This is a genomic window from Microbacterium sp. SCN 69-37 (assembly GCF_001724435.1).
Classification (GTDB): Bacteria; Actinomycetota; Actinomycetes; order Actinomycetales; family Microbacteriaceae; genus Microbacterium; species Microbacterium laevaniformans.
Genome location: NZ_MEEL01000016.1, coordinates 56703 through 80516 on the forward strand (window position 1 = coordinate 56703; position 23814 = coordinate 80516).

Annotated in this window: 15 protein-coding genes; 8 read left to right on the forward strand and 7 right to left on the reverse strand. The window is 71.1% G+C overall.

The features are described 5' to 3' along the window. Nucleotides 1-67: 67 nt before the first annotated feature. From pulA to ABS64_RS01665, 6 genes are all read right to left on the reverse strand, one after another. Nucleotides 68-6127, reverse strand: coding sequence for a pullulanase-type alpha-1,6-glucosidase (gene pulA / locus ABS64_RS01640; RefSeq protein WP_292680326.1), 6060 nt, complete (start codon nt 6125-6127; stop codon nt 68-70). 200 nt (nt 6128-6327) lie between these two features. Further along, nucleotides 6328-7518: a bifunctional 2-methylcitrate synthase/citrate synthase gene (locus ABS64_RS01645; protein WP_292680327.1), complete on the reverse strand. Its 1191-nt coding sequence runs from the start codon at nt 7516-7518 to the stop codon at nt 6328-6330. Next, nucleotides 7515-8417, reverse strand: coding sequence for a methylisocitrate lyase (prpB, locus tag ABS64_RS01650; RefSeq protein ID WP_036289190.1), 903 nt, complete (start codon nt 8415-8417; stop codon nt 7515-7517). The genes ABS64_RS01645 and prpB overlap by 4 nt, the downstream gene beginning before the upstream one ends. Before the next feature lie 148 nt (nt 8418-8565). Next, nucleotides 8566-10092, reverse strand: coding sequence for an MmgE/PrpD family protein (locus tag ABS64_RS01655; protein ID WP_288119068.1), 1527 nt, complete (start codon nt 10090-10092; stop codon nt 8566-8568). Next, entirely contained in the window at nt 10089-10718 is a 630-nt protein-coding gene (locus ABS64_RS01660; RefSeq protein WP_016464152.1) for a GntR family transcriptional regulator, read from the reverse strand. The genes ABS64_RS01655 and ABS64_RS01660 overlap by 4 nt, the downstream gene beginning before the upstream one ends. Before the next feature lie 107 nt (nt 10719-10825). Next, a complete protein-coding gene (locus tag ABS64_RS01665) occupies nt 10826-12535 on the reverse strand; it encodes a PucR family transcriptional regulator ligand-binding domain-containing protein (protein ID WP_363331263.1) in 1710 nt (569 codons plus the stop codon). Between the two features lie 73 nt (nt 12536-12608). Here ABS64_RS01665 and ABS64_RS01670 point away from each other — a divergent pair, with 73 nt between their 5' ends. Genes ABS64_RS01670 through ABS64_RS01680 form a run of 3 tightly spaced genes read left to right on the forward strand, consistent with a single transcriptional unit; the run spans nt 12609 to nt 16922 of the window. Beyond that, nucleotides 12609-14096 carry a CoA-acylating methylmalonate-semialdehyde dehydrogenase gene (locus ABS64_RS01670; RefSeq protein WP_292680333.1) on the forward strand — a complete coding sequence of 496 codons (1488 nt, stop codon included), beginning with the start codon at nt 12609-12611 and terminating at the stop codon, nt 14094-14096. Between the two features lie 25 nt (nt 14097-14121). After that, nucleotides 14122-15489 carry an aspartate aminotransferase family protein gene (locus ABS64_RS01675; RefSeq protein WP_292680335.1) on the forward strand — a complete coding sequence of 456 codons (1368 nt, stop codon included), beginning with the start codon at nt 14122-14124 and terminating at the stop codon, nt 15487-15489. Further along, nucleotides 15486-16922, forward strand: a complete 1437-nt coding sequence (locus ABS64_RS01680; RefSeq protein ID WP_292680337.1) for an aminobutyraldehyde dehydrogenase — start codon at nt 15486-15488, stop codon at nt 16920-16922. The genes ABS64_RS01675 and ABS64_RS01680 overlap by 4 nt, the downstream gene beginning before the upstream one ends. On the opposite strand, the gene ABS64_RS01685 is transcribed toward ABS64_RS01680, so the two are convergent. After that, complete coding sequence (locus ABS64_RS01685; protein WP_292680339.1) at nt 16903-17550, reverse strand: TetR family transcriptional regulator C-terminal domain-containing protein; 648 nt, start codon at nt 17548-17550, stop codon at nt 16903-16905. The genes ABS64_RS01680 and ABS64_RS01685 overlap by 20 nt on opposite strands. Nucleotides 17551-17626: 76 nt before the next feature. On the opposite strand from ABS64_RS01685, the gene ABS64_RS01690 reads away from it, so the two are divergent. The 5 genes from ABS64_RS01690 (at nt 17627) to ABS64_RS01710 (ending at nt 23803) form a co-directional block, all read left to right on the forward strand. After that, complete coding sequence (locus tag ABS64_RS01690) at nt 17627-18673, forward strand: agmatine deiminase family protein (protein WP_292680340.1); 1047 nt, start codon at nt 17627-17629, stop codon at nt 18671-18673. Then, nucleotides 18670-20382, forward strand: coding sequence for an amidase (locus tag ABS64_RS01695; protein ID WP_292680341.1), 1713 nt, complete (start codon nt 18670-18672; stop codon nt 20380-20382). The genes ABS64_RS01690 and ABS64_RS01695 overlap by 4 nt, the downstream gene beginning before the upstream one ends. Then, complete coding sequence (locus ABS64_RS01700; protein ID WP_292680343.1) at nt 20379-21755, forward strand: aminotransferase class V-fold PLP-dependent enzyme; 1377 nt, start codon at nt 20379-20381, stop codon at nt 21753-21755. Before ABS64_RS01695 ends, ABS64_RS01700 begins: the two co-directional genes overlap by 4 nt. A gap of 186 nt (nt 21756-21941) precedes the next feature. Further along, entirely contained in the window at nt 21942-22424 is a 483-nt protein-coding gene (locus ABS64_RS01705; RefSeq protein ID WP_196384588.1) for an Lrp/AsnC family transcriptional regulator, read from the forward strand. Then, nucleotides 22421-23803 (forward strand): aspartate aminotransferase family protein, encoded by a 1383-nt coding sequence (locus tag ABS64_RS01710; protein ID WP_288121415.1) that lies wholly within the window; start codon nt 22421-22423, stop codon nt 23801-23803. The genes ABS64_RS01705 and ABS64_RS01710 overlap by 4 nt, the downstream gene beginning before the upstream one ends. Nucleotides 23804-23814 lie beyond the last annotated feature (11 nt).

Genomic DNA, 23814 nt, shown 5'->3' on the forward strand with positions numbered 1-23814 from the left:
TGCCCGCGCGCGTGTCAGCACGCGCACCGGTCAGCGGCCCGCCGCCCGTCCGCGCCGTCCGCGCCCGTCAGTACGCGACGACGGGCAGCACCCCCCTCGCGCGGGAGTCGAGCCAGCCGGGGGCACCGGTGAAGGTGACCCGCACGACGTGCAGGCCGCGGCGGAGCGCCGGCAGCGTCACCGAGAACCGGCCGCGGTCGTCGGCATCCAGGGTCACCGTCGCGACGGTCGTGCCGTTGTCGGTCACGGTGACGGTGCCGACGGGCGCGCTGCGGTCGTCGGCCGTGACCTTGCCCGACACACTGACCGACGACCCGTGGCGCACGAGCAGTCGGCTCGGCTGCGCGATCACGTGGGTCGCGACCGGCTGGGCCTCGGTCAGCACCGCGACGGAGCGGGCCGGCACCGTGACGGTGCCCGTGGCGGCATCCCATGTCGTCGTCTTCACGACGGCATCCGACCCGTTCGCCTGCGCCGACGTGAGCGTGAACGAGCGCCCCGACAGCGCGGGCACGGTCTGCGTGGTCGCTTCGGGCGACGCGTTGAAGACGACGAGCGCACCGGCCAGGTCGGGATCGACGTCGGCGCCGACCGTGTCGTCGACGAGCATCGTGATCACGCCCGGCGTCGCGCCGGCGCCGCTGTTCGGGAACGACACCTTCTGCTCGATGCGGTCGGCCGAGCCGAGTCGCAGGAGGGGCACCTCGCCCCGCACCCGCAGCAGGTCGAGGGCGGATGCCTCCGCCGCGGCCATGTCCGCCGGCCCGGGCTTCAGGGCGGGGTCCGCGAGCAGCGGCTGCATGACGGCCCACTTCTCCTGGTTGTCGGCGGCCGGGGGCAGCCCCGACCCGAACGTCGATTCCTGACCGGTCCAGTCGATCCTGTTGAACCAGTCGCCCGAGTTGTAGCTGTTGCGGTCGAGCGACTTCGACCGCAGCAGCTCGGTGCCCGCGTGCCAGAACGACGGGGTCTGCGACAGCGTCACGGTCGCGAGCGACACGGTGTTCATCCGCACCCGGTCGGCCATCGTCGTGTCTTTCGGCAGCTTCAGCACGCCGAGGTCGTACAGCGTCTCGTTGTCGTGCGCGTCGACGTAGCTGATGATCTCCTCGGGCTCGTCGGCATAGCCCGCCGCCTGCCCGTTGTAGTCGAGCTCCGCTCCCTTCTTCACGCTGCCGTCGGCGGTCGTCAGGGCGAAGTCGGCGAGGTTGCCGGCGAGTCCGAGCTTGACGAGGTCGGTCTGGTGACCGAGGTCGGCGAGCGCCTGCTCGGGGGTGCCGTTGATCGGGTCGCCGTTCGGGTCGGTCGCGAGCCCCGTGCCGTACCCCTGGCGGAAGGTCGAGCCGGCGTCGACGGGGCTGCCGCCGTGCACCGCATCGCGGAGGCGATCGCTGAACGTGCCGATGCCGGTGCCGCCGAGGTTCCCCTGCCGCGCCTGCACGAACAGGGCGTCGTCCTGCACTTCGCCGAAGTTCCAGCCCTCTCCGTAGAGGTACACCTTCTTCCCGTCGACGCCGTCCTTCTTGAGGGTCAGCTCGTCGAGTGCGGCCCGGATGGCGAGCATGTTGTCCTTCGAGTGGTGCCCCATCAGGTCGAACCGGAAGCCGTCGACCTTGTACTCCTTCGCCCACAGCACGACGGAGTCGACCATGAGCTTCTGCGCGACGGCGTGCTCGGTGGCGACGTTCTGGCAGCACGTGGAGGTCTGCACGGCGCCGTTGCCGTCGAGGCGCTGGTAGTAGCCCGGCACGACCTTGTCGAGCACCGACGTGTCCGCCTGCCCCGAGGCCGAGGTGTGGTTGTACACCTCGTCGAGCACGACCTGCAGCCCCATCTTGTGGAGCGACCCGACCATCGTCCGGAACTCGCCCACGCGCGCCCCGCCCTCGGGGTTCACCGCGTACGAGCCCTCGGGCGCCTGGAAGTGGAACGGGTCGTAGCCCCAGTTGAACCCGTCGGTGTCGGCGACCGCCGCGACGCAGGCCTGCTGCTCGGCGGAGTCGGGCGCGAACGACGCGAGGTCGCACGCGGGCACCGCCTGCTGGGCGCGGTTCTCCTCGATCGTCGCGATGTCGAACGACGGCAGCAGGTGCACCGTGTTGATGCCGGCGGATGCCAGCTGCTTCAGCTGCTGCGTGCCGGCGCTGTCCCGGGCGAAGGCGAGGTAGGTGCCGCGCTCGGTCTCGGGCACCGTCTCGTCGCCGATCGAGAAGTCGCGGATGTGCAGCTCGTAGATGGCACGGTCGACGTCGCGCGCGATCACCGGCGCCTTCGTCTTCTTCCACACCTTCGGCGCCCACGCAGGGTCGGCGAGGTCGATCGCGACCGACCGGGTCGAGTTGGCCGTGAGCGCGACCGTGTACGGGTCCGTGACCTGGTTCGTCTCGACCTTTCCGGTCGTCGGGGCGTAGACCGCGACCTCCCAGAGGTACTCGTCGCCGGTCAGCGCCTTCCCGCCCGTGACGCTCCAGGTGCCCGATGCCGAATCGAAGGATGCCTCGCGCCGCGCGGGATCGCCCGTCGCACCGGCATCCCACGTCAGGAGCGTCGCCGTCTGCGCCGTCGGCGCCCAGACGCGGAAGGTCGGCTTGGATCCGCGGAAGGAGACCCCCAGGTCGTCGTCAGCGACGGCGTCGGCGTAGAGGTCGTCGAGCACGCCCGGGATCTGCACGCCGGTGTAGGCGGTGAGCTTGCCGTCGGCACCGCGCTGCGCGACGGCAAGCTGCCCGCGTAGGAGCGTCGCGACGGCGTCGCGGTCCTGCCCCTCGACGTGCAGGGCGACGAAGCCGGAGAGAGCCGGGAAGCGCGCGCGCTGCGCGTCGGTCAGCCCGTCGCCGACGCGTGTCAGCGTCACCGGGTCGCCGTCCGTCCCGGTGACGTCGCCGTCCGAGACGGCGAGCGCCGCCGTGGCCGAGCCGTACAGCTGCCAGGTCGCACCGACGGCGGGTGCGCCGAGCTCGCCGGGCCACGCGATCGTGTCGGCGTCGATCCAGTGCGCGCGCGACTGGCCGGTGCCGGGGAGCGGCGGGTCGGCCGAGACGATCTCGAGCAGGTGCGTCGCCACGTCGTAGCGGAACGAGACGCGCTTGCCCTCGGTGGCCGAGAACGCGATGTTCGCGCCGTCGCGCGCGCCGTCGGCGCCGTAGTTCTCCGCCCAGCTGAGCCCGTGCGCGACCTTCAGCTCGTACGAGCCGGTGGGCAGCTTCGTCGTCGAGAACTCGTAGACGCCGTCGCGGTCGCCGTCGAACATCATCGCGCGCAGGCAGTCGGGCGCCCAGTCGCCCGCGCAGCCGAGCTCCGACTGGAACGAGCCTGCGAGGGTGACGACGGGGCCGTCATCGCTCGACTGCACGACCTTCGTGCGCGGGTCGAACCAGAAGGTCACCGGTCCGCCGGCGTGGCGGAGGACGAGGTTCGGGCCGCTCGCGACGCCGCCCTGGCCGTAGTTCTCGTCCCAGCTCTTCTCGGTCGCGACCTTGTACTCGTAGTCGCCGGCGGGCAGGTCGACCGTCAGCCGCCAGATGCCATCGACCTGGGTCATCTGCGCCTGATCGCAGTCGGGCGCCCAGTCGTCTGCGCAGCCCATCTCGGTGTTCAGCGACCCCGGAATGCTGACGAAGTCGTACGGCGTCGCGTCGTCGGGCTCCTCCGGCGCCGGGTCGTCGACGAGGTTCACGCGGTTGCCGACGGAGGCGTAGGTGGATGCCGCGGAGCGGCCACCGGCAGCGTCGGTCGACACGGCGCGGTACTCGACGAGCGTGCCGGCGGCGAGACCCGCGACGTCGTGGAAGACGCCGGGCGTCGTGTCCTCGGCCGTGCCGAGCGGGTGCCACTCGTCACCGCCGACGACGCGCCAGGCGAAGCTCGTCTGCCGCCACGACTGGTCGGCGGTCGCCGAGACGGCGACCTGACCCGACAGCCCCGCACCGGCGGCCGGCGCCGTCACCTCGAGGGGCGCAGGCGCGGCGGGGGCTGTCACGGTGGCGTCCGCGCGGTAGACGACCGCGGAGAGGGCGGGAACCGTGACGGCGGCCGTGGCGTCGGCGCCGGTCGTGAGCGAGCCCGTCGCGCCGTAGACACCCGTGAACGAGGCATCCGCCGTCAGCGTCGGCACCGTGACGGTCGCCTCGGATGCCGTGTTGTTGAGCGCGACGAGGTACTCGACCTTCTCGTCGGCGCCGACGCGCGAGAAGGCGTACACGCCGTCTTTCGCGTACCGCTCGATCTGCGCGCCGTCGACGAGTGCCGGATGCTGCGCGCGCAGCGCCGAGAGCCCGGCGATGTGCGTGTACAGGGCGGTGTCGGTGCCGTAGCGGTCGGCCGATCCCACCGGCGTGCCGTCGATCAGGGTCTGGTTCTGATACTCCGGCACCTCGCTCGCGAACAGGGTCTGCCGGGCGCTCTTGTCGCCGCCGGGGTCGGCCCCGGTGAAGCCCTGCTCGTCGCCGTAGTAGACGACCGGCTGGCCGCGGCTGAGGAACAGCAGGTCGTGGGCGAGAAGGTCACGCTGCTCGGCATCCGGCGTGTTCTTCAGGAAGTAGCCGATCCGCCCCATGTCGTGATTGCCGAGGAAGGTCGGCAACGCCGTCGCCGACGAGTCGGGCGTCGTGTAGCGGTCGTCGCCGGCGAACATCTTCTGCAGCACCTGCGCGTCGCCGCCCTTGGCGAAGCTCGTCGCGGCCGACTGGAACGCGAAGTCGAGCACCGAGTTCATGTCGGTGTCGCGCACGTACGGCGAGAGCACGGCGGGGTCGGCGTCGTACACCTCGCCGAACATGAAGAAGTCGGGCTTGCCCTGACTGTGCGCGTAGTCGAGCACCTTGGCCGTCCACTGCTGCCAGAACGGGAAGTCGACGTGCTTGGCCGTGTCGATGCGGAATCCGTCGATGCCGAGGTCGATCCACGACTCGTACACGTCGGCGAAGCCGTTCACGACGGCCGGGTTCTCGGTCATGAGGTCGTCGAGCCCGGAGAAGTCGCCGTACGTCGTCGACTCGCCCTGATAGGTGGAGTCACCGCGGTTGTGGTACAGCGTGACGTCGTTGAGCCAGGCCGGCACCTTCACGTTCGCCTCGGCCGGGTCGACGACGGGGGTGTACGGGAAGCTCGTGGCCGCATCCATCGTCGGGAACGTGTCGGTGCCGGCGAAGTCGGCGGGGTCGAAGGCGTTCCCCGCGGCATCGGTGTACGGCTTCGTCGCCTGGTCGATGTAGGTGTACTGGTTCTCGGCGTACGAGATGACGTCGGCGGTGTGGTTCGTGATGATGTCGAAGTAGACGTCGATGCCACGGCTGTGCGCGTCGTCGATGAAGGCCTTCAGCTCGTCGTTCGTGCCGAGGTGCGGGTCGATGCGGGTGAAGTCGGTGATCCAATAGCCGTGGTACCCGGCGCTCGCGTTCTCGCCCTCGCCCTGGACGGGCTTGTTCATGAAGCTCGGCGTCAGCCAGATCGCGTTCGTGCCGAGTCCCGCGATGTAGTCGAGGTTCGCGCGCAGGCCCGCGATGTCGCCGCCGTTGTAGAAGCCGCTCGAGGTCGGGTCGAACCCGGTGGTGAGGCGGTCGCCGGTGAGGCCGCCGGTGTCGTTCGCGGTGTCGCCGTTGGCGAACCGGTCGGTCATGACGAAGTAGAACTGCTTGCCGTCGCCGGCCTGGCGCACGGGCGCGGAGACGATCGCGTCGTCGGCAGCGGTATACCCGGATGCCAAGGTGTTGGTCTCGATCGCGATGCGGTGCGAGGTGTCGTCGTAGACGAAGCGGAGCGAGGCCGGTCCGGCGATGGTGAGCGGGATGTTCGCTCCCCCGGCCGCGCCGTCGGCGCCGTAGCTCTCGTCCCACGCGCCGTTCAGCGCGATCTTGTACTCGTACGTGCCCGCCGGCACGTCGAACGTGCGCGCGTACTGCGTGGTGCCGTCGACCGGTTCGAGCGTGGTCGCGGCGCACGCGGGATCCCAGTCGCCGGGGCATCCCAGCTCGCTCTGCAGGTCGCCGACGAGCGTGGGCACGCGATCGGCGGCGAGGGTGGGCGCGGCAGTGACGGCGACGGCGCCGGCCCCGACGAGGACGGCGGCGGCGAGCAGCGCGAACGCGCGCCGCGCGGGGGTGGACAGGGTCGTCGTCGACTGAGGCACGCGGAGCTCCCGGGGTGTGCGAGCACGGCACCGTGCCCTGAGCAGGTACCCCCGACGCTACTGGGACCGGTCACAGTTCGGTATGAGAATCCTCTCATTCAGCCATGATCCGGGTGTGAGGCATCCTCGCCCCGACCCGGTGCCGCCGGGCGCGCTGCGCCGGCGCGGGGCGGGGCGGGACGAGGATGCTTCGAGCCGGATCAGCCCTCGGCTTCGGCGGCGCGGAGCGTGATCGTCGAGGTGCCGGCCTCGTCGACGAAGCCCGCGATGTGCCGCTCGTCGGGGCCGACGTACTCCGACAGCGGACGGATGAGCGCGTTCGACGCGGCCTGCTCCATGATGTGCGCGGTCCAGCCGACCACCCGCGCCGCGACGAACAGCGGCGTGAAGGTCAGGGTGTCGAACCCGATCAGGTTGTACGCGGGACCCGACGGGTAGTCGAGGTTCGGGTAGATGCCCTTCCGCTCGACGAACTCGCGCTCGAGCGTCGTGTACAGCGCCTCGACGTCGGGGCGGTCGTAGTAGTCGATGAGGGTGTCGAGCGCCGCCTTCATGGTCGGTACCCGCGAGTCGCCGTGCTTGTAGACGCGGTGCCCGAATCCCATGATCTTGCGCTTCTCGGCGAGCGCGCGGTCGAGCCAGGCCTCCACCTCGTCGGCGTCGCCGATCTCGTCGAAGATGTGCAGCACGGCCTCGTTCGCCCCGCCGTGGAGCGGCCCCTTGAGCGCGCCGATCGCGCCGACGACGGCCGAGTACAGGTCGGACAGGGTCGAGGTGATGACGCGCGCGGTGAACGTCGAGGCGTTGAACGAGTGCTCGGCGTACAGGATCATCGAGCGGTTGAAGGCATCCACCACGACGTCGTCGAACTCCTCCCCGAAGGTCATCCAGAGGAAGTTGGCGGCGTAGTCGAGATCGTCGCGCGGCGCGATGAGCTCCTCGCCGCGGCGACGGCGCTGGCCGTAGGACACGATCGCCGGCAGCGCCGCGAACAGGCGGATCGAGCGCTCGAGGTTCTCCTCGGGCGTGCCCGTGGCGTCGAGCACCGAGCCCGTGCCGGCGAGGTCGCGGGCGCCCAGCACGCTGACCGCCGTGCGCACCTCATCCATCGGGTGCGCGTCGAGCGGCGTCAGGTCGATCGCCGCCTTCACGTCATCCTGCAGGGCGCGGTGCGCGCGCTCGGTCGACCGCAGCGCCGCGAGCTGCTCGTCCGTCGGCAGGTCGCCGTTCCACAGCAGGTAGGCGACCGCCTCGGTCGACTGGGTGGCGGCCAGCTCGTGCACGGGGTAGCCGCGGTACAGCAGCGAGTTGGTCTCGGGGTTGACCTTGCTGATCGCCGTGACGTCGGCGACGACCCCGGCGAGTCCCTTGTGAATGTCGGGCATGGTCACTCCTTCGTGATCTGAAAGTTGAAGACGCTCTGGTCGAAGTGGTTGTACGACTCGTAATCGATGAGGTCGTACAGGTCGGCGCGGTGCTGCATCTCCCCCAGCCGCCCGGTGAGGTGTCCCTCGTCGTTCAGCGTATCGAGTGCGCGACCGGCGGCGCCCATCGCCATGCGCAGCAGCGACACCGGCCAGATGACGATCTGCACCCCGGCATCCCGCAGCGCATCGACGGCGAACAGCTCGCTCTTGCCGAACTCGGTCATGTTGGCGAGGATCGGCACGTCGACCGCCTTCGCGACCGCTTCGAACTCGGCGAGATCGCGCATCGCCTCGGGGAAGATGGCGTCCGCCCCGGCATCCACCAGCGCCCTCGCGCGGTCGATCGCGGCGTCGAGCCCCTCGACGGCGCGGATGTCGGTGCGCGCCATGATGAGGAAGTTCGGATCGCGGCGCGCGTCGACGGCGGCGCGGATGCGCTGGAGCGCAGTGTCGGCGTCGACGACCTGCTTGCCGTCGAGGTGGCCGCAGCGCTTCGGGTTGACCTGGTCTTCGATGTGGGTGCCGGCGATCCCGGCATCCTCGAGCGTCTGGATCGTGCGGGCGACGTTCATCGGCTCGCCGAAGCCGGTGTCGGCGTCGATGATCGCGGGGAGCTCGGTCATGCGGGCGATCTGCTGCCCGCGCCCGGCGACCTCGGTGAGCGTCGTCAGGCCGATGTCCGGAAGCCCCAGGTCGGCCGACAGCACGGCGCCCGAGATGTAGACGCCTTCGAAGCCCTTCTGCTCGATCAGCCGGGCCGACAGCGGGTTGAACGCCCCGGGGAAACGCAGCAGCTCGCCCGCGGCGAGCCGCTCGCGCAGCAGGCGCCGCTTCTCGGCGGCCGGAGTCTGTGCGTACAGCATCAGAAGCCTCCTGTCTGTGCTCTGCGGCGTACCGTATTCAGTCTGCGCGAAGCAGACGGAGCGGGCCCGCCGGGGAATTCCGCGGGCGCCGCGTCGTCAGCACGCGATGGAGACTGAATACGGTACGGTCCGTCGCCGAGACCACGCATCAGAACAGCCCCTTCGGGCTCGCCGCCGTGGCCAGCACGCCGTCGCGGGCGACGATGTTGAGCTCTCGCACCTCGTCGGCGGTCAGCTCGGGCAGCCGCTCGGCGAGAGCGAGGAACCGCTCGATCTCGGCCGGGGCGAGCACGGGCTCGGCGAGCAGGCGGAACTTGCGCACGTAGTCGGCGCGGGCGAACGGGCGCGCCCCGAGCGGGTGGGCGTCGGCGACGGCGATCTCGTCCACGATCGTCGACCCGTCCGTGAGACGGATCTCCACGCGTCCGCCGAACGCCTTCTCGTCGGGGTCCTCGGAGTGGTACCGGCGGGTCCACTCGGCATCCTCCGCCGTCGTGATCTTGTGCCACAGCGCCACCGTGTCTTCGCGGGCGGCGCGAGCGGGCAGGTACGAGTCGACGTGGTGCCAGCCGCCGTCCTGCAGCGCGACGGCGAAGATGTACGGGATCGAGTGGTCGAGGGTCTCGCGGGAGGCCTGCGGATCGTACTTCTGCGGATCGTTCGCTCCCGAGCCGATCACGTAGTGGGTGTGGTGGCTCGTGTGCAGCACGATGCTCTCCACCTTCGCCGGGTCGGCGAGCTCGGGGTGGCTGCCGTGGAGCTTTCGGGCCAGGTCGATCCACGCCTGCGCCTGATACTCGGCGGAGTGCTCCTTCGTGTACGAGTCGAGGATCGCGCGCTTGGGCTCGCCGGGCGCGGGAAGCGGAACGTCGTACGCGGCATCCTTGCCGTCGAGCATCCATGCGATGACGCCGTCTTCGCCTTCGTAGATCGGCGACGGAGAGGTCTGCCCGCGCATCGCACGGTCGACGGCTTCGACCGCCATCTTGCCGGCGAAGGCGGGGGCGTGCGCCTTCCACGTGGAGATCTCGCCCTTGCGGGACTGACGGGTGGCCGTGGTCGTGTGCAGCGCCTGCGCGACGGCCTGGGCGATGGTGTCGGCGTCGAGTCCGAGCAGGGTGCCGATGCCGGCGGCCGCCGACGGACCGAGGTGCGCGACGTGGTCGATCTTGTGCTTGTGCAGGCTGATGGCGCGCACGAGGTCCATCTGGATCTCGTAGCCGGTCGCGATGGCGCGCACCAAGGCCGCGCCGTCGACGCCGACGTGCTGGGCGACGGCGAGGATCGGCGGGATGTTGTCGCCCGGGTGCGAGTACTCCGCGGCGAGGAAGGTGTCGTGGTAGTCGAGCTCGCGCACGGCCACCCCGTTCGCCCACGCCGCCCACTCGGGACTGGTGCGCACCTCGTTCGGCTCGCCGAACACCGTCGCACCCGAACCTCCCCGCGAGACCGGGTGGTCGAGGGCCTGGGCGCGCGCCGCGGTGACGGGGCCCCGGGTGAGGGATGCCGCCGCCACGGACGCATTGTCGATGACGCGGTTGATGATCATCTCGACGACGGCGGGCTCGACGGCGACCGGGTCGGCGGCGACCTCGGCGATCTTGTGTGCGAGCTGGTCTTCGCGGGCGAGGTTCTCTTCGCTCCGGTGCACACGGACGTGGTGGATGACGGTCATGGGGTTCCTTCCAACGAGGCGAGGATGGCGACGAGCGCGTTGTGCAAGTGGACGTGGGTGGCGTGCGCGGCGAGCTCCGCGTCGCCTGCGGCGACGGCGGATGCGATCAGGCGGTGCTCGGCGACGGATGCCGCGAGCCGCGCCGGATTGTCGCGCGCGAGCCGGCGGACCCGGACGAGGTGGGTGCGCACGGTCTTCAGGGCCGCGGTCAGATAGTCGTTGGCGACGGCCGCGTCGAGCGTTTCGTCGAAGCGCGCGATGAGCGCGTAGTAGGCGTCGGGGTCGGCGGCGGCATCCGTGCGGGCGAACTCACCGGCCAACGCCGCGAACAGCGCTCCCTCTGCCCCGCCGGCGGCGAGGCGCGCAGCCGTCTCCTCCAGGGCGCGGCGCACCTCGAAGAGCTCACGGATGTCGCCCGCATCGATGTCGCTGACCACCGTCAGTCGCGGCGACGGCTGCACGACGAGGCCGTCGGCGAGGAGGCGCCCGAGTGCTTCGCGCAGCGGCGTGCGGCTCACGCCCAGGCGGACGGACTGCTCGACTTCGGCGAGCACCGTGCCGGGCGCCAGATCGCCGGACTGGATCTCGTCGAGGAGCACCCGGTAGGCACGGTCACTGGCACGCACGCGGTCTCCTCTCGACACCCATAGTGTATACATCAGCGAGGCTGCGAGGAAGCGATGACCGCTTTCGGTGCCCTAATGCATACAGAAGGCAACAGCCGCGTGCGGATTCACCCGGCCGCGTGCAGCCGATGGGTCAGCACGGCGACGTGGAGAGCGGCGACCTGCTCCCCATCGTCGAAATCGACGCCGAGAAGGTCTTCGAGCAGGGCGATGCGCTGATAGAACACCGACCGCGACAGGTGCGCCGCTTCGGCGGCCGCCGTGCGGTTGGACGGATGCGCGAGCAGCGCCGTCAGCACCTCGAAAAGGTCGCCGCCCCGAGCGCGACCGTCGGCCAGCACCGGATCGAGCATCCGCTCCGCGTGCGCGACGAGGCGATGATCGTCGCGTAGCGCCGCCACCACCCGGGTGAGGGGACGCTCGGCCACGCGCCGGCCGTCCGCGCCGCGGCGGGAAGCGCCTCGCAAGCTGTCGTCGGCACCGACGAGGTCGATCGTCTCGCGAAGGCCCGCGACGAGGGTTCCGACCGCGCGCTCGTACGCGGCCGCGGGCTCGAGCGCGGGGATGACCGCGCCCGGGCCGAGCACGACCCGCGCCCGCGCCGACGTCGACCCCGCCCGCAAGGCGTCTTCGAGTGCGACGGCGAAGGCGTCGGCACGGTTGTCGGCAGCGCTCGTCGCGCGGCCCGCGACCGCCAGGATCAGCGGCGTGCGCACCAGCGCCGACCCGTCGTCGAGGGTCGTGCTCGTGCCGCACACGACGCGCGCGCCGACCGCCGCGGCGGCGATGTCGGCGGCGGCCGCGACCGTGACCGCGTCGCCGCCCCGGCCCGACGACACGAGGGCGACCACCGCGAAGGCCACCGTGCCGACGAGGGGCATGCCCGCGGCATCCAATCGCGCCGCCACCGCGGACAGGCTGGTGAATCGTCCGTCGATCAGCGCGTCGACCACGCGCCGACGCCCCAGCCGCGACCACTCCTCGCCGCCGGGATCGGCGAGCCTGCCGAGGGCGAGCGCGGTGGCCGCCTGCTCGAGCACGGCGTCGCGTCCGGCGAGGTGGGCGGCGCCGGGCAGCGCCACGAGCCATCCCCAGCGGATGCCGCGGGCCTCCACCGGCACGATCGTGCGCCCCTCCCGGTCGGGTGCCGAGGCGGCGGCGCGGGACCGACGCGCCCAGTCGCGGAGCGTGCGGGTCTCGGTGGCACCGCCGACGTGGGCGACGACGACCTCGTGTCCGACGCTCTCCAAGACCACCGGGGCGGCCAGCGTGAGACCGACCTGCTCGACGATGAACTCCGTCGGCGCCCCGCGCAGCGCAAGTCCCGTGAACAGGGTGCGCACCGCGTCGCGGGCTTCCAGAGCCGCCGTCTGGTCGGCGATGATCCGGCGGTGCACGGCCTCGGTGATGGTGACGAACTTCACCTCTCGGTGCAGCACGATCAGCGCGATGTCGGCGCTGCGTGCGGCATCGGCCAGCACCGCCGGCACGTAGCGGTAGTGGGCGCCCAGCTCGAGCACGATGCCCGCAGCGCCCACCTCGGCCAGCTGCGCGACGAAGTGCGCCAGCCGTCGCGGATCGTCCGGCCATCCCGAACCGGTGGACAGGAGCAGCTCTCCGCCTTCGAGCAGTCGCGCGACATCCGCACTGTCGGAGACGTGCACCCAGCGCACGGGCGCCTCCAACGCGGCTCCGCCGACCACGACGACCGGGGCGCCGGGCGCGAAGGCGTCGAGGGCCAGCACCTCGGAGACGGTCGGCAGAACGGCGGCCGGACGTTCTGTCCGAGAACCGTCCACATCGCGACGATCAGACACCTGCGTCTCCCCCCTGTGCTCCGTCAGCATAAGCATGTCACGACCCGGTCGAACTGTCCGAACAGGAGCCCTCATGGACCTCATCCGTCATCACATCGCCGGCCAGTCCGTCGGATCGACCGAACGCACCGGCCCCGTCTACGACCCCGCGACCGGTGCCGCGCAGGCCGAGGTCGCCTTCGCGTCGACCGCCGAGACGGATGCCGCGATCGCGGCGGCCGCGGCGGCGCTGCCGGCCTGGCGCGCGACGAGCCTCATCAAGCGGGCGGACGTCTTCTTCCGCCTCCGCCACCTGCTGGTCGAACGCGCCGACGAGCTCGCCGCGATCATCACCGCCGAGCACGGCAAGGTGCTCTCGGATGCGAAGGGCGAGATCAGCCGCGGCATCGAGAACGTCGAGTTCGCCGCCGGGCTCGTGCACCTGCTGAAGGGCGAGCATGCCGAACAGGTGTCGCGGGGCGTCGACGTGCACTCGGTGAAGCAGCCGGTGGGCGTCGTGGGCGCGATCACGCCGTTCAACTTCCCGGTGATGGTGCCGCTGTGGATGACGGCATCCGCCATCGCCTGCGGCAACACGGTGGTCCTCAAGCCGAGCGAGAAGGACCCCTCCGCCGCCCTCTTCCTGGCGCGTCTGTACGAGGAGGCGGGCCTTCCCGCCGGTGTCCTCAACGTCGTGCACGGCGACAAGGTGGCCGTCGACGCGATCCTCGACTCCCCCACCGTCCGTGCCGTCAGCTTCGTCGGCTCGACCCCGATCGCCCGCTCGATCTACGAGCGGGCCGCCGCGGCCGGCAAGCGCGTTCAGGCTCTCGGCGGCGCGAAGAACCACATGGTCGTCATGCCCGACGCCGATCTGGATGCCGCGGCCGACGCCGCCGTCTCGGCCGCCTACGGCTCGGCCGGCGAGCGCTGCATGGCCGTCTCGGTCCTCGTCGCGGTCGGAGACGACGTCGCCGACGCCCTCGTGGCGAAGGTCGCGGAGCGCATCGCCGGGCTGACCATCGGGCCGGGCACGGATGCCGCGAGCGAGATGGGACCGCTCATCACCCGCGAGCACCGCGACAAGGTGGCCTCGTACGTCGCCGGCGCCGCCGCGGAGGGCGCGACGGTCGTCGTCGACGGCACCGCACAGCGCTTCGAGGGCGATGGCTTCTTCATCGGCGTCTCGCTCGTCGACCGGGTCGCCCCCGGCATGAGGGTCTACGACGAGGAGATCTTCGGCCCCGTGCTCTCCGTCGCCCGCGTCGCGACGTACGACGAGGCGGTCGCTCTCATCAACGCGAGTCCGTTCGCGAACGGCACCGCGGTGTTCACGCGCGACGGCGGCACCGCCCGCCAGTTCGAGTTCGACATCGAAGTCGGTATGGTCGGCATCAACGTGCCGATCCCGGTGCCGGTGGGCGCGTTCTCGTTCGGCGGGTGGCGCAACTCCCTGTTCGGCGATTCGCACATCTACGGCCCGGAGTCGATCCACTTCTACACGCGGAGCAAGGTCGTGACGACCCGCTGGCCCGACCCCAGCGAGAGCCAGATCAGCCTCGGCTTCCCGAGCAACCACTGAGTCCGCGGCATCCGGAGGAGACATCATGAGCACCATCGACCCGATCGCCGACCCGGCGGCCGACGCCGCCGTTCGCGGCGACGACCGCAGCCACGTCTTCCACTCGTGGAGCGCGCAGGCGCTCATCGACCCGCTGCCGGTCGCGGGAGGCGAAGGCGCGACGTTCTGGGACTACGCGGGAAACCGCTACCTCGACTTCTCGTCGCAGCTGGTGAACCTCAACCTCGGCCACCAGCATCCCGACCTCGTCGCGGCGATCCAGGAGCAGGCGGGTCGCCTCGCCACGATCCAGCCGTCGATGGCCAACGCCACGCGCGGCGAACTGGCGCGCCGCATCAGCGAGATCGCTCCCGACGGCTTCTCGAAGGTGTTCTTCACCAACGGCGGAGCCGATGCCAACGAGAACGCGGTCCGGATGGCGCGCCTGGTCACCGGTAAGCGCAAGGTGCTGGCGATGTACCGCAGCTATCACGGCAACACCTCGACCGCGATCACCCTCACGGGCGACCCGCGCCGGTGGGCCAACGAGCCGGCAGACGCCTCGGTCGTGCATTTCTTCGGCCCGTACGCCTACCGGTCGCCGTTCCACGCGGACTCGCCGGAGCAGGAGGCCGAGCGTGCGCTCGCCCACCTCGAGCAGACGATCATCCTGGAAGGCGCCTCGACCATCGGCGCGATCATCATCGAGTCGGTCGTCGGCACCAACGGCGTGCTGATCCCGCCGCCGGGCTACCTGCCGGGAGTGCGCGAGCTCTGCGACCGCTACGGCATCGTCTACATCGCCGACGAGGTCATGGTCGGCTTCGGACGCCTGGGCACCTGGTGGGGGTTCGAGAACTTCGACGTCGTGCCCGACCTCATCACCTTCGCGAAGGGCGTGAACTCGGGCTACGTGCCGCTGGGCGGCGTCGTCATCTCCGACCGGATCGCCGCGCACTTCGACACGGTCTCCTTCCCGGGAGGGCTGACCTACTCCGGTCACCCGCTGGCCTGCGCCCCGGGTGTGGCGACCTTCGAGGTCTTCCGCCGCGACGGCATCCTGGAGCGCGTCCGCGACCTCGGCGAGCGCGTCGTGCGCCCGCGACTGGAGCAGATGGCCGAACGGCATCCGTCCGTCGGAGAGGTGCGCGGTCTGGGCCTGTTCTGGGCGATCGAGCTCGTGCGCGACCGGCACAGTCGCGAGCCGCTCGTACCGTTCAACGCGGCGGGAGCGGATGCCGCCCCGATGGCCGCGTTCGCGGCGGCGTGCAAGAAGGCGGGCCTGTGGCCGTTCACGCACTTCAACCGCGTGCACGTGGCGCCGCCGCTGATCATCTCGGAGGACGACCTGGTGCGCGGCCTCGACGTCATCGACCGCGCGCTGGAGGTCACCGACGCCGAGGCGGCGTCGTGACCGCGGCGCAGGCCGTGCTCCGCAACGTCATCGACGGCGTACCGGTCGCGTCATCGGGTGCGGCTCTGCCGCTCGTGAGCCCCGTGACCGGCGAGGTGTACGGCCACGCTCCGGTATCGACGGCGGAGGAGGTGGATGCCGCCTTCGCGGCGGCATCCCGCGCCTTCGACACGTGGAAGCGGACGACGCCCGCCCAGCGCCAACTGCTGCTGTTCCGCCTCGCTGATGCACTGGAGGCGCACGCGGAGGAGTTCGCCGATCTGGAGTCGCAGGACACCGGAAAGCCGCGCGCGAGCCTCGTCGCCGACGAGATCGTGCAGTCGGTGGACCAGCTCCGCTTCTTCGCGGGCGCAGCCCGTGACCTCGACGGACGGGCGGCGGCGGAGTACGCGGAGGGGTTCACGTCGTACGTCCGCCGCGAGCCGATCGGCGTCGTCGCCCAGGTGACGCCGTGGAACTACCCGCTGAACATGGCGGTGTGGAAGATCGGGCCGGCTCTGGCGGCCGGCAACACCGTCGTGCTGAAGCCGAGCGAGACGACGCCTCAGACCACCGTGCGCCTCGCTGAGATCGCCGCCGAGATCTTGCCCGCCGGGGTTTTCAACGTCGTCCTCGGCGACCGGGAGACCGGCCGGATGCTGGTGGAGCACCCGACCCCGCAGCTGGTCGCGATCACCGGTTCGGTGCGCGCGGGCATGCAGGTGGCCGCTTCGGCCGCGCAGGACCTCAAGCGTGTGCACCTGGAGCTCGGCGGCAAGGCGCCGGCCCTCGTCTTCGCCGACGCCGACCTCGACCGCGCCGCCCGCGGCATCGTGGAGGCCGCGTTCTTCAACGCCGGACAGGATTGCACCGCCGCGACGCGCGTACTCGTGGATGCCGCCGTGCACGACGAGCTGGTCGCCACGCTCGTCGCCCACACCCGCGATCACGCGAAGACGGGCGCGCCGGACGACCCGGATGCCTTCTTCGGGCCGGTGAACAACGCCGACCAGCTCGCGCGCGTGAAGGGTTTCGTCGATCGCCTCCCCGCGCACGCGACGATCGCCATCGGCGGCCGCCGCCAGGGCGATGCCGGCTGCTTCTTCGAGGCGACGATCGTCACGGGCGTCCGCCAGGACGACGAGGTCGTACAGCAGGAGATCTTCGGCCCCGTGCTCACGGTGCAGCCGTTCGCGTCGGAAGAGGAAGCGCTCGCGCTGGCGAACGGGGTGCCGTACGCCCTCGCGGCATCCGTCTGGACGCGCGAGCACGCGCGGGCGCTGCGGTTCTCGCGCGACCTCGACTTCGGCTGCGTCTGGATCAACGCGCACATCCCGTTCGTCTCGGATATGCCCCACGGCGGCTTCAAGCACTCCGGGTACGGCAAGGACCTCTCGGTCTACGGCTTCGAGGACTACACCCGCCTCAAGCACGTCATGGCGAGCCTGGACTGAGCGTCTCTGCCTCGATGCCCAGCAGCCCCGCGGCCGCACGGAGCACGGGCGCGACCGGCGCGACCGGCGCGACCGGCGCGATCGCCGGCCCCCAACCCACCAGCGCGTGCGCGCCGAGTCCGTCGATCATGGCGAGCAGGTGCCAGGCCAGCGGCTCTGCGTCACCCGCCGGGATGACGCCGGCCGCCATCCCCCGAGAGACCTCCTCCGCGATCAGCGCACGCCAGGCGTCCATCGCCGCGCGCACCCGCTCGGCGAGCGGAGCGTTGCGCGTGCCCAGTGCCCACGCCTGCACCCAGACGAGGGTGACGTCGCGGCGTGCGGGATCCAGCGTCGTCCGCAGCAGCGCGCCGATCCGCACGGGAGCGGCAGCGTCGGGAAGCAGCGCCCGCACCTCCTCGAGCTCGCCGGCGACGATCTCGAAGAAGGTGTCGGCGACCAGGTCGTCCATGCTCGGGATGTAGTGGGCGACCAACCCGGAGGCCACGCCGATGCGCGTCGCGACAGCGCGCAGCGTCACGGCATCCAACCCGTCGGCGAGCGCGAGTTCGCGCGCAGCGCCCGCGATCTGCTCCCGGCGCTGCTCGGCGCTCAATCGTGCGCGCCCGGTGGTTGACGTCTGCGGCATCGGCTCGCTACCCTCCGATGAGTTGATCATGTGATCAATAAGCTACTCCAGGACCGCACGAGAGTCGAGGATGCCGATGAGCTGGCGGATGCCGAGCGAGACCGCGCCGCACGCGCGCACGTGGATGGCCTTCCCCGTGGAGGGACCGACCCTGGGCGACACCGACGCCGAGCGCGAAGAGGGCTACGCGGCGTGGACGGAGGTCGCCGCGGCCATCGCCCGCTTCGAGCCGGTGACGATGGTCGTCGATCCGTCCGAGCTCGCGCGCGCCCGGAGGATGCTGCCGGGTGACGTCACGGTCCTGGAAGCGCCCGTCGACGAGTTCTGGATGCGCGACCACGGCCCGACGTTCGTGATCGACGACGAGCGCCCCGGCGTCCTCGGCGCGGTCGACTGGATCTTCAACGGCTGGGGCGCACACGACTGGGCACGCTGGGAACGCTCCGCCGAGCACGCCCGCATCGTCGCGGCCGAGGTCGGCGCGGAACTCATCTCCTCGACCCTGGTCGCCGAAGGCGGCGGCTTCCACGTCGACGGCGAGGGCACGGTACTGCTGACCGACACGGTGCAGCTCGACCCGCGGCGCAACCCCTACGCCGACCGCGCCCGGGTCGAAGCGGAGCTCGCCCGCACGCTCGGCACGACGACGGCGATCTGGCTGCCGCGCGGCCTCACCCGCGACTACGACGATTTCGGCACGAACGGCCACGTCGACATCGTTGCGACCTTCCCCTCCCCGGGTCGCGTGCTCCTGCACACGCAGCGCGACGCGGCGCACCCCGACCACGCCGTCAGTGCCGCGCTCCGCGAGCTGCTCGCCACTCAGACCGATGCCGCCGGACGCCGTCTCGAGGTCGTCGAGCTGCCCGCGCCGGCGACCCTGCGCGACGGCGAGGGCTTCGTCGACTGGAGCTACGTCAACCACCTCGTCGTGGGCGGCGGCGTCATCGCCTGCGGCTTCGGTGAGGACAGAGCGGATGCCGGGGCCCGCGCGATCCTCGCCGATGCCTACCCGGGGCGCGAGATCGTCACCGTCGACGCACGCCCGATCTTCGCGCGCGGCGGCGGCATCCACTGCATCACGCAGCAGCAGCCGGCCCTGCCGCGCGGGGTGACCTCGTGATCGACGTCGTCGACGCCTCGATCGCCGAGCTGCGCGCCGCCCTCGACGACGGGCGTGCGACGGCCGTCGAACTCGTCGAGGCGTACCTCGCGCGCATCGACGCGTACGACGGGCCCGCCACCGCGACCGCCCTCAACGCGGTCGTCGTCCGCAACCCCGATGCGCTCGCGGAAGCCGCGGCATCCGACGAGCGCCGCGCCCGCGGCGAGACCCTCTCACCCCTGGACGGCATCCCCTACACGGCGAAGGACAGCTACCTCGTGCGGGGACTCACCGCCGCGGCGGGCTCCCCCGCCTTCGCCGAACTGATCGCCCAGCGCGACGCGTTCACGATCGAGCGCCTGCGGGCGGGCGGGGCGATCTGCCTGGGACTCACGAACATGCCGCCGATGGCCAACGGCGGCATGCAGCGCGGCGTCTACGGACGGGCGGAGAGCCCGTACAGCGCCGACTGGCTGACCGCGCCGTTCGGCTCCGGATCGTCGAACGGGTCGGGCACGGCGACCGCGGCATCCTTCGCGGCGTTCGGACTCGGCGAGGAGACGTGGTCGAGCGGCCGCGGGCCGGCGAGCAACAACGCACTGTGCGCCTACACGCCCTCGCGCGGCGTCATCTCCACGCGCGGCAACTGGCCGCTCGTGCCCACGATGGACGTCGTCGTCCCCCACACCCGGACGATGGCCGACCTGCTCGAGGTGCTCGATGTGATCGTCGCCGACGACCCCGACACCCGCGGCGACTTCTGGCGCACACAGCCATGGATCCCGCTGCCGGCGCCGTCCGCCGTGCGCCCGGACGACTACCGTGCGCTCGGCGCGGGCGCGTCGGTGGCGGACCTGCGCCTCGGCATCCCTCGGATGTACATCAACGCCGACCCGGATGCCGGGACCTCCCCCGCCCCGGGCATCGGCGGCCCGACCGGCCAGCGCATCCAGACCCGCGCGTCGATCATCGCGCTGTGGGAGCAGACGCGGGCTTCCCTCGAAGCGGCGGGGGCCGGGGTCGTCGAGGTGGATTTCCCCGTGGTCAGCACCTACGAGGGCGACCGGCCGGAAGCGCCGACCATCGCGACGCGCGGATTCGTCTCGCCCGCGTACCTCCGGCGCGAGATCGTCGACCTGTCGGCGTGGGCGTGGGAGGACTTTCTCGCCGCGAACGGCGACCCCGCGCTGTCCTCGCTCACGAACGTCGACGGCGCGCGGATCTTCCCGCACCCCGAGGGGGCGCTCCCCGACCGCTACACCGGGTTCGATGACGACATCGCGACCTACCCCGACTGGGTGCGGGAGAACCCCGGCATGACCTGGCGCGACATGCCGGAGCTCGAAGACGGGCTGAGGGGCCTGGAGCGCACCCGGCGGGTCGACCTGGAGGAATGGATGGACGGGCTCGGCCTCGACGCGGTCGTCTTCCCCGCCGTCGCCGACGTCGGACCCGCCGACATGGACGTGAACCCCGCCTCCGCCGAGCTCGGCTGGCGCAACGGCGTCTGGGTGGCGAACGGCAACCTCACCATCCGTCACCTCGGCATCCCGACCGTGACGGTGCCGATGGGACCCCTGGCCGACATCCGGATGCCGATCGGCCTCACGATCGCGGGACGCGCGGGCGATGACGTCGCACTCCTGCGCCTCGGCTGCGCGATCGAGACACTCACCCCCGAACGACCGGTGCCGCCGCGCACCCCCGCACTGAAGGACCGCACATGACCGGCGCCGCCCGCATGCACGATGTCACGCCCGAGACGCGCCGCATCGTCGACCTCGTGCTCGACTACTCCCGCGAACGCCTGCTCGCGCAGGACACCCCGCTCGACAAGCCGCTGCCCGCCGCCGAGCTCAGCCGACTGGCGGGGCGGACGATCTCCGAAGAGGGGGTCGGCGCCGAGCGCGCACTCGGGGTGTTCACGCACGTCCTGGCCCCGGCCTGCATCACGACCGACGACCCGCGGTATCTCTCCTTCATCCCGACCGCGCCCACGAAGGCGGCCGCGGCGTTCGACCTCGTCGTGTCGGCGAGCGCGCTCTACGGCGGCTCCTGGCTGGAGGGCGCCGGCGCCGTGCACGCCGAGAACGAGGTGCTGCGCTGGCTGGCCGACGAGTTCGGCCTGCCGGCATCCGCGGGCGGCGTCTTCGTGCAGGGCGGCACGCTCGGCAACCTCTCCGCCCTTGTCGCCGCGCGGGAAGCGGCGCGCGCGCACCGCGCCGACACCGGCGCCGCCGCGCCGACCCGCTGGGCGGTCGCCTGCAGTTCGCAGGCGCACTCCTCGATCGCCTCGGCGGCGCGGGTCATGGACGTCGACGTCATCACGGTGCCCACGGATACCGACGGGGTGCTGCGCGGCGACGCCGTCGCGGAGGTGCTCGTCGACGTGCACGAGCGGGTGTTCGCCGTCGTCGCGACCGCCGGCTCGACCAACTTCGGCATCGTGGACGACATCGCCGGCGTCGCCGCGGCAGCCCACGCCCACGACATCTGGCTGCACGTCGACGGCGCCTACGGCCTCGCCGGCATGCTCTCACCCCTCGCCCGCCACCTGTACGCCGGCGTCGAACAGGCCGACTCGGTGATCGTCGATCCGCACAAGTGGCTGTTCGCCCCCTTCGACGCCTGCGCTCTCATCTACCGCGACCCCGAGCAGGGCCGGCGTGCGCACACGCAGCACGCGGAGTACCTCGACACCCTGACCGACCGCTCCGACTACAGCCCGTCCGACTACGCGGCCCACCTCACCCGCCGCGCCCGGGGGCTCCCGCTGTGGTTCTCGCTCGCCACCCACGGCGCGGCTGCGTACCGCGAGGCGGTCAGCGCCTCGATCGTGCTCGCCCGGCGGATCGCCGACGAGATCGCGGCTCGGCCCGGGTTCTCCCTCGTGCGCGAGCCGCAACTGGGCGTCGTGGTGTTCGAGCGCGACGGCTGGACGCGCGCCGAGTACGAGGCGTGGTCGCAGCGCCTCCTCGACGTGCAGCACGCCTTCGTCACGCCGTCGAGCCACGAGGGCCGCGCCAACGCCCGGTTCGCGATCCTCAACCCCCGCACCACGTTCGAGGACCTCACCGGCATCCTCGACACCATGCGCTGACCGGGCGGCCCAATGGATGCGGCGGACGTCAACGGATGCGGAGACGGCGGCTGACGGCATCCGATTCTGCTGCACGTTTCCGAATCCGGTGAGGTCGGAGGGGCGGGGCGCGGCGGGCAGGCGTCCGTCGCGAACTTCTGATTCAGTCTTGATTATTCACTGCGGCGATTGATATCGTCGCCGATCATGCCCCAAACGACGGAAACCGCGCCTTCGCGTCGACAGGCCCTGGATGCCGCGTCCAAAGCGATCATCGAGCAGCTGCAGGAGGACGGGCGCCGACCGTACGCCGAGATCGCGAAGGCCGTCGGTCTCAGCGAAGCAGCGACGCGCCAGCGCGTGCAGAAGCTCGTCGACCAGGGCGTGATGCAGATCGTCGCCGTCACCGACCCGCTCCAGCTCGGCTTCGCCCGTCAGGCGATGATCGGCATCCGCATCGCCGGCGACACCCGCGGCATCGCCGCGCAGTTGTCGACCCTGCCGGGGATCAGCTACGTGGTGTCGACGGCGGGATCGTTCGATCTGCTCGTCGAGGTCGTCTGCGAGAACGACGACGACCTCATGGACCTGCTCAACGAGCAGATCCGCGCCCTTCCCGAGGTGGTCTCGACCGAGACCTTCGTCTACCTCAAACTCCACCGTCAGCTCTACAACTGGGGGACACGATGACCATCGACGACGCCGACCTGCAGGCCAAGGCCCGCAACCACCTCTGGATGCACTTCGCACGCCAGTCGGTGATGACCGAGGGCGCCGGCGTGCCCATCATCGTCAAGGGCGAGGGCCACCACATCTGGGACTCGCACGGCAAGCGCTACATCGACGGGCTCGCGGGCCTGTTCGTCGTCAACGCCGGCCACGGACGCTCCCGCATCGCCCAGGCCGCGGCGAAACAGGCGGAGGAGCTCGCGTTCTTCCCGCTCTGGTCGTACGCACACCCCTCGGGCATCGAGGCCGCCGACCGCATCGCGAACCTCGCGCCCGGCGACCTCAACCACGTCTTCTTCTCCACGGGCGGCGGCGAGGCGGTCGAGACCGCTTTCAAGCTCGCCAAGCACTACTGGAAGCTGCAGGGAAAGCCCACCAAGCACAAGGTCATCTCCCGTGCCATCGCGTACCACGGCACCACGCAGGGCGCCCTCGCGATCACCGGCCTGCCCGTCATGAAGCACATGTTCGAGCCCGTCACCCCGGGCGGCTTCCGCGTGCCGAACACCAACTACTACCGCGCCGCGGAGTCCGGCTTCGGCGGGGGGACGCCCGAGGAGTTCGGCCTGTGGGCCGCCGACCGCATCGAGCAGATGATCCAGTTCGAGGGTCCCGAGACGGTCGCCGCGGTGTTCCTCGAGCCGGTGCAGAACGCCGGCGGCTGCTTCCCCGCCCCGGCCGGCTACTTCCAGCGGGTGCGCGAGATCTGCGACCGCTACGACGTGCTGCTCGTCTCCGACGAGGTGATCTGCGCCTTCGGACGCCTCGGCCACTACTTCGGGGCCCAGGCCTACGACTACCAGCCCGACATGATCACGTTCGCGAAGGCCGTCACCAGCGGTTACGCGCCGCTGGGCGGCACGATCGTGAACGACCGCGTCTACGAGCCCTTCGCGCACGGCGACCTGTCGTTCCCGCACGGCTACACCTTCGGCGGACACCCCGTCTCGGCGGCCGTCGCGCTGGAAAACCTCGATGTGTTCGAGGAGGAGAAGCTGCTCGAGAACGTGCGCGAGAACTCACCCGTGTTCCGCGCGACGCTCGAGAAGCTGCTCGACCTGCCCATCGTCGGCGATGTGCGCGGCGACGGGTACTTCTTCGGCATCGAGCTCGTCAAAGACAAGGCCACGAAGGAGACCTTCGACGACGACGAGTCCGAGCGGCTGCTGCGCGGCTTCCTCTCCAAGGCGCTGTTCGACGCGGGGCTCTACTGCCGCGCCGACGACCGCGGCGACCCCGTGATCCAGCTCGCCCCGCCGCTGACGATCGGCCCGGCGGAGTTCGACGAGATCGAGCAGATCCTGCGCTCCGTGCTCACGGAGGCCTGGGCCCGGCTCTGACCGGGATCGCG